Raw genomic sequence first — 13,320 nt, forward strand, 5'->3', positions numbered from 1 at the left:
AACATCAGATCAGATGGCGCAGCACCACCACCGACACCACGCCGACGGCCACTGTCGCGAGCAGCGGCAGCCGGAACGCCGCAATGGCCGTGATGGTGGCGGCGATCGCTTCCGCCCAACCGGTCGTCAGCGCGGTTGGTGCAATAACCGCCACCAGCACCGCCGGCGGAATGGCGTCGAACGCCGCCTTGGCGCGGCCGGTCAACACCAAGCGGTCGGCTACGAACAGGCCGGCGATCCGGGTGACGTAGGTCACCGCCGCCATGGCGAGGATCGCCAGCAGGGTAGTCGTGTCGACACTCATGCGTGCGCCTCCCGGGGTGCGGACAGGTAGGCGGCGGCGATGCCCGCAATGGCTCCCGAGGCCACGTGCCAGGGAGCGCCAACGAAGTGATGGACCAATGCCGCCACCGCTGCGCTGACCGCCACCGTGACCAGCGTCACCCGGCTGCGCCCGAACCCTGCGATCAGGCCGATGAAAAGCGCCGTGAAGGCGAAATCCGCTCCGAGTTTCTCAGGGTCGCCCAGGAACGAGCCGAGAATGGCTCCGAGCGTGGTGCTCACCAGCCAGTTCGCCCACAGCACGACGCCCATGGCCATCCAGTAGGCTCCCGTCACGGGCCGATCGAGGGCGCGCCGTTCCGACAGCGCCCAGGTTTCATCCGTCATGAAGAAATACGACAGGAATTCCTGGGGGCGCGTCATGGTGGTCTTGGGCGACAGGGACGCACCCATCAGCACATGACGGACGTTGATCAGGAACGTCGCGAAGGCGAGTGCAGCCACGGGAGCCGGATTGACCCAGGCCTCGATGGCGGCGAACTGCGCCCCGCCGGCGAAAACCAGACCGGACATGAGCGCGACCTCCGCCGGGGACATGCCCTTGGCGGCCGCGACAGCGCCGAACAGGAGGCCGATGGGGATGGCCGCGATGGCGGCAGGCGCGATGTCGCGCAGGCTGGCCCGCGCCTCGCGCCGATAGTCTTTCAAGTGGGGATTTGCTTGGTCCATCATCATGCTCTTTCTCCGGTCTTATGCCGGAGGAGCGAGCAAGCGTCTTGGATGAAAGTGCTGCCCGAGGGCTGTTTCCACTCCCGTAAAACAGCCTCTCTTCTGTCGACCCACCGCCCCCTTAAGCATGCGGCTCCACTTTGCCGAGAATGCTCTAGGCGGCACGGTAGATGCCGGGAGTGACCCCCATGCGGGCCTTGAAGACCCGGTTCAGATGGCTCTGGTCGAAGAACCCGCAGGCCAGCGCAACATCACCCGGCGCTTCGCCCTGTCCGAGAAGCCTGCTCGCGGCACGGAAACGGCGATCGAGCAGGTAGGCGTGTGGCGTCAGGCCCGTTTCCTTGCGGAAGGCTCGGATGAAGTGGCTCCGGGACAGCCCGGCGATCTTGGCGAGTTCCGCAAGCTCCGCCTCTTCGCCCAGATGGGCGTCGAGAAAATCCCGCACCCGGTTGACGGATTTCGAGGCGCGGTGGACCGGCGGCAATCCGTCGAGATCGGCCCAGCGGGCGATCAGCCGTCCGAGGAAGTCGATAAGGCGGGTATCCTGCTCCATCTCGGAGGTCCAGGTATCGTCCAGGCACAGGCAGGCGTGGAGCTGCGAATGCGCCAGGAAAAGCTCCGGATCATGGATCACGGAATGCCGGAACCAGGGTGGACCGGAGAAGGGACGCCCCGCCACCTCCTCGGCGATCTCCTGCATCAGTTCTGGGGACGGATAGAAGGTACGGTACTCGAAGCTGCCGCCAAAGGGCTCGCCATCGTGGATTTCGTCCGGGCAGATGATGCCGATGCTGCCTGCCACCGCATAATGCTGCGCGCCGCGATGAAAGAAGGTCTCGCAGCCCGAGACGATGGCCGCAATGGCGTAGGTTTCATGGGTATGGCGGACATAGGCGTGACGGCGGAACGTTGCCCGCAGGCAATCGAGGCCATGGTGCCGCGGCACCCGCCAGAAATGCGTCACGTCGCCCGCAGCCCTCAGTTCAGGATCGAGCGAAGCCTCGGGTGTCATCACCGTCATGGGGAACATCATGGCACATCAGGGGCGTGGCGTCTTGCACAGGAGTCTCATCCCCTGCCCACAAGGGCGAACCAGCCATCCTCGTCCATCACCTGAACGTCGAATTCCTTGGCCTTGTTGAGCTTCGATCCCGCGCCGGGGCCCGCCACCACGATATCGGTTTTCTTCGAAACCGAACCGGCCACCTTCGCTCCGAGCCGCTCCGCCATGGCCTTCGCCTCCTCCCGTGTCATCTGCTCCAGGGAGCCCGTGAAGACCACGGTCTTGCCGGCGACGGGGGAGTTGGACGTGGCCGGAACCTCCACCGGCTCGACGGTCACTTGGGCCAGAAGCGCGTCGAGCATTTCCTCGTTGTGAGCCTCCTTGAAGAACTCGATCACCGTCTCGGCCACCACCGGCCCGATACCGCCGATGGAGGTCAATTCCGCATGGGCTTCCGAGGCCGGATCGGCCGCCGCCTGGGCGGTTTCGCGTAAGGCCTCGAAGGTGCCGAAATGGCGCGCCAGCAATCGCGCCGAGGTCTCGCCGATATGGGGGATGCCCAGCCCAAAGATCAACCGATTGAGGGGGATGTTGCGCCGTGCCTCGATGGCCGCGAAGAGGTTTCGGGCGCTGGTTGCGCCCCACCCTTCCCGGTTCTCCAGCCGCTTCAGGCTGCGCTCGTTGCGCTTCTCCAGTGTGAAGATGTCCTGAGGGCGCTGGATGATGCCCTCGGCATAGAATTCCTCGATCCGCTGCTCGCCCAGGCCCTCGATGTCGAAGGCATTGCGCGAGACGAAATGCTTCAGCCGTTCGCGGGCCTGCGCCGGGCAGATGAGGCCGCCGGTGCAGCGGCGCACGGAATCTTCCTTGCCCGTGCGGGGATTGACCTCGCGCACCGCGTGGCTGCCGCAGGCGGGACAGTTGGTGGGAAACTCATAGGGTTTGGCGTCCGGCGGACGCTTCTCGATCATCACGTCGAGCACCTTGGGGATCACGTCGCCGGCGCGCAGGATCACCACCGTGTCGCCGATGCGAATGCCGACGCCGTTGCGGATCTTCTCCCCGTTGCCGCCGATGCCCTTGATGTAATCCTCGTTGTGCAGGGTCGCGTTCGACACCACGACGCCGCCCACGGTCACGGGCTTGAGCCGGGCGATGGGGTTGAGGGAGCCGGTGCGCCCCACATTGATCTCGATATCCTCCAGCACCGTCACGGCCTGCTGGGCCGGAAACTTGTGCGCGAGCGCCCAGCGCGGCGACCGGGAAACGAAGCCGAGCCTTTGCTGGAGGCCAAGATCGTCCACCTTGTAGACGACGCCGTCGATGTCGTAGCCCAGATTGGCGCGATCAGTCTCGATGGCGTGGTAGTGCTCCAGCATCTCCGCGATGCTCGACACGCGACGGGTCAGGGAGTTCACCGTGAAACCGAAGGCCTTGAAGCACTCCACCATGCCGTGCTGGGTCGTGGCCGGCATGGCGCTCACCTCGCCCCAGGCATAGGCGAAGAACCGCAAGGGGCGCGATGCGGTGATCGCCGGGTCGAGCTGGCGAAGGCTGCCCGCCGCCGCATTGCGCGGATTGGCGAAGAGCTGCTTGCCGGCAGCGGCCTGGCGCTCGTTGATGGCAGCGAAATCCTCGTGCGAGAGATAGACTTCGCCCCTGACCTCGAAGACGTCCGGGACGTTCTTGCCTTTCAGCGTCTGGGGAATGTCGCCGACCGTTCTGGCATTGGCCGTCACGTCCTCGCCCACCGCTCCATCGCCGCGGGTAGCCGCCGTGACGAGCTTTCCATTCTCGTAGCGAAGGCTGAGGGAAAGCCCGTCGATCTTGGGCTCCGCCGTGAAGACCAGGGGCGCATCGCTTTTAAGCTGCAGGAAGCGTCGAATGCGCTCGACGAACTCCTCCACCTCCTCGTCCGCAAAGCCGTTGGCGAGCGACAGCATCGGCACTCGATGCCGGACTTTGGCGAACTTCTCGGATGCCTTGGAGCCAACCTTCTGCGTTCGGCTCTCCGTCGTGGCGAACTCCGGAAAGCGCTCCTCGATGGCCTCGTAGCGCTGGCGCAGGGCATCGTATTCCGCGTCCGAGACAGTCGGCGCATCCTCTTCGTAGTAGCGCCGGTCGTGCTCGGCAATCTCCTGGCCGAGCCGGTCGTGCTCGGCCTGCGCTTCTTGGAGGGTCAGCTGGTCGACAGGCTTATCGAGGATGGCTTTTTGCGTGGGCATAATCGAATCGGGTTTGAGGAGGATTGAACATAGCGCCCCAAAAGCGACTCACCAGTAAAAGCCCGCTAGTGAGCCGCGGCTTCCAACAGGCGCGCGGCTGCGGCCCGGGCTTCCTCGGTGATGGTTGCACCAGCCAGCATCCGGGCGATCTCCTCGCGCCGGGGGGCGGCCTCAAGCGGGATGACACGGGTTGCGACCCGGTCGGAGCCGCGAACCCCTTCCTTGGCAATGAGGAAATGGCTCTCGGCCCGGGCAGCCACCTGCGGCGCGTGGGTGACGGCCATGACCTGCACCCGCTGGGCGAGCCGCGCGAGGCGCTGGCCGATGGCATCCGCGACCGCGCCGCCGACGCCCGTGTCGATCTCGTCGAACACGAGTGTGGGTGCGGATCCCTTGTCGGCGAGCACCACCTTCAAGGCCAGCATGAACCGGGACAGCTCACCGCCGGACGCCACCTTCATGAGAGGTCCGGCCCGGGTGCCGGGATTGGTCTGCGCCCAGAACTCGACCCGCTCGAATCCACCGGGATCGCGGCTGGTCTCGTCGGTCTGGATGTCGGTGATGAAGCGGGCGCGCTCCAGTTTCAGGGGCGGCAGCTCAGCCTGGACGGCGGCATCGAGCGCCTGAGCGGCCTTCTTCCGGCCGGCGGAGAGCGCCTGGGCGGCAGCCAGATAGGTCTTGTCGGCGTCCTTCAAGGCCGCTTCGAGCCCGGCGAGCTTCTCCTCGCCCGCATCGATGGCCGCTACATCCTCCACGAAGCGCTGCCGAAGGGCCGCAAGCTCATCGGCCGGTACATCGTATTTACGGGCGGCGGCGCGCAGGGCAAACAGGCGCTCCTCGGTCTGCTCCAGCTCCTTCGGATCGTACTCGGACGCCCGAATCGCCTCTTCCAGGGCCGCCCGGGCTTCATCGATCGCTACGAGAGCGGCATCAAGCGCCTTGACGCTCGGCTCCACGAGGGTGGGCGCCTGGGCGCCCCGGCGCTCCAACTTGCGCACGGCGGCGGAAAGCTCCGGAACCGGAGAGGAATTACCCGCAACCGCGTCGTAAGCCTCGTTCAGGTCTTGGGCGACCTTCTCCGACTGCATCATGACGATGCGGCGCTCGGCCAGGCTCTCCTCTTCGCCGGGTTGCGGCGCGAGCTTGTCCAGCTCCTCGACCGCATGGCGCAGGAAATCGGATTCCTTGCGAGCCTTCTCGATGCGCTTGCGATGTTCGTGCAGGGCATGACGCGCATCCCGGACCTGGCGGGCTGCCTCAACCACCGCCTGAACCTCACGGGAGAGGCCGCCGAAGGCATCGAGGATCGCCCGGTGCGTCACCGGATCCACCAGGGCGCGGTCGTCATGCTGGCCGTGAATTTCGACCAAAGTCCCGCCGATGGCTTTGAGAACCTGGACGCTGACCGGCTGGTCGTTCACGAACGCGCGGGTGCGCCCGTCCGCGACCTGGACCCGGCGCAGGATGAGATCGCCGTCCACGTCGATATCCGCATCGGACGCGATCCGGCGGGCCGGATGGTCCATGGGACAATCGAAGACAGCCGTGATCTGTCCCTGCGACTCGCCATGTCGAACGAGGCCGCCGTCGCCCCGCCCGCCCAGCGCCAGCGCAAAGGCGTCAAGCAGAATGGATTTGCCGGCACCGGTCTCACCGGTAAGAACGCTCAAGCCCTGATCGAAATGGAGCTCGAGCTTGTCGATGAGGACGATGTCGCGAATCGCCAGCTGGATCAGCATGGAAGGTGAGGCTTACCCCGTCCTCTGACCGACCTGCGGGACACCACGGAACGCCTTGCTGATCCAGGATTCGGAGTTTTCGCGCGGCTCGACGCCGCCCTTGGTCAGCAGTGCGTGGGCGTCCTTGTACCAAGGACTGTCAGGGAAGTTATGACCGAGAACGGCGGCTGCCGTCTGTGCTTCGCCGACGATGCCCATGGCCATGTAGGCTTCCGTGAGACGCTCCAGCGCCTCTTCTACATGGCGGGTCGTCTGATAGCGGGACACGACGGTGCGGAACCGATTGATGGCGCCCGAGTAGTTGCGCTTTTGAAGATAGAAGCGCCCGACCTCGAGCTCCTTGCCGGCGAGTTGGTCGCTGGCAACCTGGATCTTCTTCTTGGCGTCCGCCGAATATTCCGACGTGGGATAGCGTTGGACCAGCTCCTGAAGAGTCAGGATCGCCCGCTCCGACTTCTCCTGGTCACGGGTGATGTCCGGGATTTGGTCGTAATAGGAGGACGCCATCAGATACTGCGCATAGGCCGCATCCGACGTGTTGGGATATTGCTGGAGGTAGCGCCGCGAGGCCGTGATGGCCTCTTCATAGAGCCCGCCCTCGTAATTGGCATAGGCTTCCATGATCAGCCCCTTCCGGGACCACTCGGAATAAGGATATTGCTTGTCCAGGCTCGAGAACTTCTTGGCGGCGCCTTCGAAGTCCCTCTTCTGAACCCGTGCGAGACCGTCGTTGTAGATCTCCTCGGCCGGAGCGTTGGCGACGATCTCCGGCTTGTAGACCTCGCTCTTGTCGAACGGGTTGAACGACGACAGGGTATCGCAGCCGGCGAGCAGCAGCGCGCAAGCGCCCACAGCGAGGGCGCGGCCAGCAACACCCCTCGAGCCCAAATATGCCTTCGCGAAAGACATGTTTCGCGGTCCTCCGATAAACGTGCGCGATTTTCTCACGATGCACTGAAGGTTCTTTAACCCATGCCCGCGCAAAGAGCCAACCCTATCCTACAGGCTTTGCCCAAGGGAGTTGGTGAGAATTAGGATAAACGATGCGGCCAAAGGGCGCTTGTCGGAACCGCGGAAGCGGTGCAGCCCTTAGTGAACCTCAGGAGCGAAAGCCGGCATCGCGATGTTGTTGCCGATCTCCGCATAGCCGGTCTCGCGACGGGCGCCCGCATCGACGATGGCATAGTTCGAGCGACTGGAGAACAGAGCTTCAAGCACGGAGAAGTTCAGGCGATGCCCACCGCAATAGGAGCGGTAGGTGCCCAGAAGGGGCAGACCGGCGAGGGAAAGATCGCCGACCGCGTCGAGGATCTTGTGCCGCACGAACTCGTCGGCATAACGCAGGCCTTCGGGATTCATGATCCCGTTCTCGCCGATGGCGACGGTGTTCTCGAGGGAAGCGCCGAGAGCGAAACCTGCGCTCCAGAGCTTTTCCACGTCGCGCATGAACCCGAAGGTGCGGGCCCGGGAAATGTCGCGGCGGAAAACCGACGGGGAGAGATCGATCGCCTTGCGCTGCCGGCCGATGACTGGAGTGGGGAAATCGATCTCCACATCCAGGCGGAAAGCCCGCTCGTTGGGGAGGAGCTCGGCAAATGCCTTACCCTGGGTCACACGGACGGGCTTGAGGACCTTCAGGTAGCGGCGAACGGCATTCTGCGCCGTCACTCCGACCTCGTCGATCGCCTCGATGAAAGGAGCGGAGCTGCCGTCGAGAATCGGCACTTCCGGGCCGTCGATCTCGACCAGGACGTTATCGACCCCAAGGCCCGCAAGAGCGGCCATCAGGTGTTCGATCGTCGCCACGGCCCCGCTGTCGCGGTCGCCGATGACGGTGCAAAGCTCGGTTGCCGTAACGGCCAGATGGCGTGCGTCGATCAGGCGATCGAGGCCGCCTGGGAGGCCGGTGCGCAGGAAAGCAATGCCATGGTTCACTTCCGCCGGGTGAAGGATCATCTTCACCTCATCCCCAGAATGGACGCCGACACCCAGGAGGGTGACGGCCGCGCGAAGAGTGGTTTGTTGGCTTTGCTTCATTATCTTTCAAACCTCGAACGCGTCGGCCACAACAGCGATGGTCCGTCTGGAAGACTGACATCCACTGTGACTCTGTCCTAATTCCCCGCGGGCCTGGGTTGACCCACCCTTTTGAATTTAAGGCACCATAGTCCTAGGATCAGGCTAGGCCAAATCACGCTTTCTTACCGTCTGTAACAAACTGAACTATTCGCAACCCGTTGAATTTACTGATTTTTAATAAAGTGAAGCCCCCGGTCGCAGGCGGCCGGGGGCTGGTAGGTTACAATTCCGTTGACCGGTCGGTTCGATCAGGTCGCCTGGCGGCGCAGGAAGGCCGGAATCTCCAGTTGGTCGTCTTCGCTCGCCCTGGGAGCGGGAGCCATCTGCCCCTGGGCCGGGCGATATCCCTGTGGGGGCGCGGCCGGGCGCTTGGCGTATTCCGCATGGACCGGCGACATCTGCTGGCGCGGAGCCTCCGGGGCCGGACCCTGGGCGACCGGCTCTGAATGCCCGTCTTCCTTGCGGCCGAAGCCGACGGTTGCGAGCCGCTGCATCAGCGACATGCGCTTAGGCTCCTGGGACGGATCGGTCTCGCCACGGCTGGCCCGGATCTGGTTCTGGGCCGGCATCGGCAGTTCATCGATTCGCGGCATGCGGGCCGGACGGACCGCCCTTTCCGCCTGCGGGGGGATGAAAGCTCCCTGATCGACGGGCTCCTCGTAGGCCTGCTGAGGCATGACGGCGGTCTCGTAGGCCATGGCCGGCTTCGGTTGAGCCGGGGTGAGGACGACGTCGTCGCGGACGAGCGGCTGCGGAGCCGGTTCGACCGGAGTGGCCATCGACACATAGGCCTGAGCAGGAGCCGCCATTGGAGCAGGCGCGGCATGCGAGACGACGTCGGCCGATTTGGCGGGCTCGGCCTGCGTCGTAGCGCGGAACGTGGGGACGGCCTGCGCCTGCGTGGCGCGGGCGCGTGCTTCAGCCCGCAGACGCTCGGCCACCTCCGAGATGCGCTGCTCGGTCGAGGTCAGGTCGCCGGCATTGGCCGCAACGACCTGATCGATGCCGGTCGCCACGACGGAGACGCGGATGATGCCTTCCAGGCTCTCGTCGAAGGTTGCGCCGAGGATGATGTTGGCGTCCTGGTCGACTTCCTCGCGGATGCGGGTCGCAGCCTCGTCGAGTTCGTAGAGGGTGAGGTCGTTGCCGCCCGTGATGGAGATGAGCAGGCCGCGGGCGCCCTTCATGGACACTTCGTCCAGGAGCGGGTTGGCGATGGCGGCTTCGGCGGCGCGGATCGCGCGCTTTTCGCCCGATGCCTCGCCGGTGCCCATCATAGCCTTGCCCATGCCGCGCATGACGGAGCGCACGTCGGCGAAGTCGAGGTTGATGAGGCCTTCCTTCACCATCAGGTCGGTGATGCAGGCGACGCCCGAATAGAGCACCTGGTCGGCCATAGCGAAGGCGTCCGAGAAGGTGGTCTTCTCGGTGGCGACGCGGAACAGGTTCTGGTTCGGGATGACGATGAGCGTATCGACCGACTGCTGCAGTTCGGTGATGCCGGCTTCCGCCAAGCGCATGCGGCGGACGCCCTCGAACTGGAACGGCTTGGTGACGACGCCGACCGTGAGGATGCCGAGCTCACGGGCCGCGCGGGCCACCACGGGAGCAGCGCCCGTGCCCGTGCCGCCACCCATGCCGGCCGTGATGAACACCATGTGCGAGCCTGCGAGCTGATCGCGAATTTCGTCGATCACCTCTTCGGCCGCGGCGCGCCCGACTTCCGGCTGCGAACCGGCGCCGAGACCCTCGGTCACCTGAACGCCCATCTGGATGACGCGCTGGGACTTGGACGAGGCCAGAGCCTGCGCGTCGGTGTTCGACACCACGAACTCGACGCCCTCCAGACCGGACTCGATCATGTTGTTCACGGCGTTGCCGCCGGCGCCGCCGACGCCGAAGACCGTGATATGCGGCTTGAGTTCCCGGATGTCCGGAGCTTGCAGATTGATTGCCATGACCTGTTTGCCTCTTTGGCCTTGTGTCGACAGCGCTTGGCGGACGCTTACCTTGGTTCACTTTTACTCAGAGCGGTGACCGCCGCGTCACCGCTTTACTCTTTAAAAACTGTCGCGAATCCACTGGCCCACACGATGAATGTAGCCACCGGTTCCCGTACGCTCCCACACGCCGCTGGATCGAGGCTCGAAGTACTCGATATGCGCCACCTGCGGATAAACAAGGAGGCCGACCACCGCCGAGAAGGCAGGGCCCTTGGCCGCTTCGGGAAGGCCCTTGATGCCGAGCGGACGCCCGACACGAACCTGTCCCTGGAGAATTCGCCGCGCCGTTTCGGGCAGACCGACGAGCTGGCTCGCGCCGCCGGTCAGCACCACGCGCCGTCCGGCCTGCGCCGCGAAGCCCGCGCCCCGCAACCGATCGCGCACGAGTTCGAGAACTTCCTCGACCCGCGGCTTGATGATGCGCACGAGGTGCGACTTCGGCAGATGATTCGGAACGTCCCGCTCGTCCTCGTCCACCTGCGGCACAGCGATCATGTCGCGATCGTCCGAGCTCGACGCGATGGCGGAGCCGTACAGCGTCTTGAGCCGCTCAGCCGCCGAGACTCGGGTCGTCAGACCGCGGGCGATGTCCATGGTGACGTGATGTCCGCCGACCGCGATCGCATCCGTGTGCACGAGATGCCCGTTCGAGAAGATGCCGACGCTCGTGGTGCCGCCGCCCATATCGACCACGGCGCAACCCATTTCCGCCTCATCGTCCACGAGGGCCGAAAGGCCAGAGGCGTAAGGCGTGGCGATCACGGCCTCGACGCCGAGATGGCAGCGCTCGACGGCGAGCATCAGGTTGCGGGCGGCCGCGGCCTCCGACGTGACCACGTGAAGATCCACGCCGAGCCGCTCGCCGATCATGCCGGTGGGATCGACAATGTGATTCTGCGCATCCAGCGAGTAGCCGGTCGGGAGGGCGTGCAGGACAGCCCGGCCGCGACGCAGGTCGTGGCTGCTCGCCGTGTCGAGAACCCGGTGAATGTCGCTTTCGCCGACAGCGCCGCGCACCGCCACATGAGCGTCGAAATGCTCGGAGCTGACGCGTCCGCCGGTGAGATTCACGATCACCGACTGAATCTCGACCTTCGCCATCCGCTCCGCTGCGTGAACCGCCTGGCGGATCGACGCTTCGGCCGCTTCCAGATCGACCACGACGCCGCCCTTCAGCCCGACGGAGCGCTGATGGCCGATGCCGAGGATCCGGGCCAGATGCGTGCGTCCACGTAAGGACTCGATTTCGTCGACCGGCTTCAGCTCGGCGACGATGCAGACCACCTTGCTCGTCCCGATATCGAGAACTGACAGGATGGCGCCCTTGCGCGCGGATAGCGGCTTCAGGCGTGGCGTCAAACCATGACCTGAGACACTCATGTATCAACCCCCTTGCCGCGCATTGGTTTTTTCTTGAGCGCATCGGCCCGTGCCGATGCTGCTTCTTCCGTCAGGCGAACGACGATCCGATCAGGCATGCGCAGGTCGATCGCCAGCACGTCCTTTTCCAGGATCTTCTGTTCCCGTTCGAGCTTCACGAGCCGGGCCACCGCGTCGGCGGCTCCGAGCTCCGGCAGACGCACGTCCATGCCGTTGTCCATCTTGAGCGTCCAGCGCCGTCCCGACACGAGTGTTCCGGCGCGAATGCGGCTCTTGAGCGGTCCGGCAGCCTCGAGGAGCGCCAGATAATCCTTGTTTCGGGTGTTGGCCTGATCGCCGACCACCAGAGGCAGATCGACGAATCGCTCGTCCTGCATGAGGTCGATGACGGTGCCGTCGGCCGCGATGACGAAGAGCTCGCCCTTGAGCTGCCAGAGCGCATGAGGCTCACGCTCGGTCAGCGTGATCACCAATTCGTTCGGGTAAAGCTTGCGAACCGCAGCGGACTTGATCATCGGCACGCGCTCGAGACGCTCGCGCACATCGTTCACATCAAGGAACGCAAGGGAAACCCTGTGATCGAGGCCGGCGGCCGCCAGCACTTCGTTCTCGCGCACCTGGGCGATGCCGGAAATCGTCACCTGCTCCAGACCGAGGCCCACCGCGCTTGCCAGCGCGTGATGAGGCTCGCCGTACTGATTGACGAACCCATCGAGATGCCCGCCCTGCAACAGGCCTACGAAGGTGACCGTGCCGAAGAAGCCGAGCGCGAGGCCGGTTCCGAGATAGCGAGGGATGCGGCGCTCCAGCGGAATGCGGGCGGAGCGCCGGCGGGTGCTCCCGGAGGAGCCGAAGATCTTGAGAAACTTGAAACGGGAGGAGCTGTGCCTCCTGGGCTGGAAGGCGCCAGCACGCGCAACCGCAGCGTCGGCCGGGTAGGCCGTCATCGGTTGCAGGTAGCATCCTCCACCATCCATTGCACAAGCTCGCCAAACGTATAGCCCGCATGGGCTGCCAGTTCTGGCACCAAGCTCGTCTCGGTCATGCCGGGTTGCGTGTTGACCTCGAGAACCACGAGTTCCCCGGTTCCTCCGGGTGTGTCGTCGTACCTAAAGTCGGCGCGGCTGATTCCCCGACAGCCGAGCGCTTGATGCGCCGTTAACGCCAACTCTTGGACCTTTTGGTAAATATTCGGTTTAATTTCTGCCGGCAGCACGTGAATGGACCCTCCCTTCACGTACTTTGCGTCATAATCGTAGAAGACCCCCGTGGCGGGGCGGATGTCGATCACGTCCAGAGCCTTGTCGCCCATCACGGCGCAGGTCAGTTCCCGGCCCGCAACATATGATTCGACAAGGACTTTCTCGCCGAAGGCCCAGTCCTCGCGGAGCAGTTCCTGGGGCGGATGCGACCGGTCCTCGCGTACGATGATGACGCCCACGGAGGAGCCTTCGCTCACGGGTTTGATCACGTATGGGGCGGGAAGAACGTGGCTCTTTGCCGCCTCGGAACGGTTAACGACCACACCCTGCGGTACGGGAACGCCGGCCGCCGCCATGACCGTCTTGGCCCGGTCCTTCTGCATGGCGAGCGCCGAGGCCAGAACGCCCGAATGGGTATACGGAATCTTCAGGATTTCGAGCAAGCCCTGGATCGTGCCGTCCTCGCCCACGCGGCCATGGAGCGCGTTGAACGCCACGTCCGGGTTCACGGCCTGGATCACCGTGGCGATATCGGGCTGCACGTCGATGGGGGTGACCTTGTAGCCTCTCTCCTCCAGGGCCCTGCAGCAGGCCTTGCCCGAGGCCAGGCTGACTTCCCGCTCCGCCGACCACCCGCCCAAAAGGACGGCAACGTGCTTGGCCATGATGTGCTCCCCT

The 13,320-nt window shown here is 64.7% G+C and carries 11 protein-coding genes; all 11 read right to left on the reverse strand.

Features of this window, described 5'->3' with window-relative positions; translation table 11 throughout:
• Positions 1–4: 4 nt before the first annotated feature.
• On the reverse strand, positions 5–304 hold the full coding sequence (locus DRB19_RS00910) for an AzlD family protein (protein WP_114184132.1): 300 nt from the start codon (positions 302–304) through the stop codon (positions 5–7).
• Positions 301–1,017: an AzlC family ABC transporter permease gene (locus tag DRB19_RS00915; RefSeq protein WP_245439209.1), complete on the reverse strand. Its 717-nt coding sequence runs from the start codon at positions 1,015–1,017 to the stop codon at positions 301–303. Before DRB19_RS00915 ends, DRB19_RS00910 begins: the two co-directional genes overlap by 4 nt.
• A 148-nt stretch (positions 1,018–1,165) precedes the next feature.
• Positions 1,166–2,032, reverse strand: a complete 867-nt coding sequence (locus tag DRB19_RS00920) for an AraC family transcriptional regulator (protein ID WP_162815545.1) — start codon at positions 2,030–2,032, stop codon at positions 1,166–1,168.
• Positions 2,033–2,079: 47 nt separating this feature from the next.
• Entirely contained in the window at positions 2,080–4,239 is a 2,160-nt protein-coding gene (gene ligA, locus DRB19_RS00925) for an NAD-dependent DNA ligase LigA (protein ID WP_114184134.1), read from the reverse strand.
• Positions 4,240–4,304: 65 nt separating this feature from the next.
• Positions 4,305–5,978 (reverse strand): DNA repair protein RecN, encoded by a 1,674-nt coding sequence (gene recN / locus DRB19_RS00930; protein ID WP_114184135.1) that lies wholly within the window; start codon positions 5,976–5,978, stop codon positions 4,305–4,307.
• A 12-nt stretch (positions 5,979–5,990) separates the two neighbouring features.
• A complete protein-coding gene (locus DRB19_RS00935; RefSeq protein WP_114184136.1) occupies positions 5,991–6,887 on the reverse strand; it encodes an outer membrane protein assembly factor BamD in 897 nt (298 codons plus the stop codon).
• 180 nt (positions 6,888–7,067) lie between these two features.
• Positions 7,068–8,015, reverse strand: a complete 948-nt coding sequence (gene lpxC / locus DRB19_RS00940; RefSeq protein ID WP_114184137.1) for a UDP-3-O-acyl-N-acetylglucosamine deacetylase — start codon at positions 8,013–8,015, stop codon at positions 7,068–7,070.
• A 290-nt stretch (positions 8,016–8,305) separates the two neighbouring features.
• Positions 8,306–10,015: a cell division protein FtsZ gene (gene ftsZ, locus DRB19_RS00945; protein ID WP_114184138.1), complete on the reverse strand. Its 1,710-nt coding sequence runs from the start codon at positions 10,013–10,015 to the stop codon at positions 8,306–8,308.
• Positions 10,016–10,117: 102 nt separating this feature from the next.
• Positions 10,118–11,440 carry a cell division protein FtsA gene (gene ftsA / locus DRB19_RS00950; RefSeq protein WP_114184139.1) on the reverse strand — a complete coding sequence of 441 codons (1,323 nt, stop codon included), beginning with the start codon at positions 11,438–11,440 and terminating at the stop codon, positions 10,118–10,120.
• Positions 11,437–12,417, reverse strand: coding sequence for a cell division protein FtsQ/DivIB (locus DRB19_RS00955; protein ID WP_114184140.1), 981 nt, complete (start codon positions 12,415–12,417; stop codon positions 11,437–11,439). Before DRB19_RS00955 ends, ftsA begins: the two co-directional genes overlap by 4 nt.
• The gene (locus tag DRB19_RS00960) at positions 12,384–13,307 is read right to left on the reverse strand and encodes a D-alanine--D-alanine ligase (RefSeq protein ID WP_114184141.1); all 924 of its coding nucleotides are present in this window, start codon (positions 13,305–13,307) and stop codon (positions 12,384–12,386) included. The genes DRB19_RS00955 and DRB19_RS00960 overlap by 34 nt, the downstream gene beginning before the upstream one ends.
• Positions 13,308–13,320 lie beyond the last annotated feature (13 nt).

It is taken from the genome of Microvirga aerophila (assembly GCF_003332305.1).
GTDB lineage: Bacteria > Pseudomonadota > Alphaproteobacteria > Rhizobiales > Beijerinckiaceae > Microvirga > Microvirga aerophila.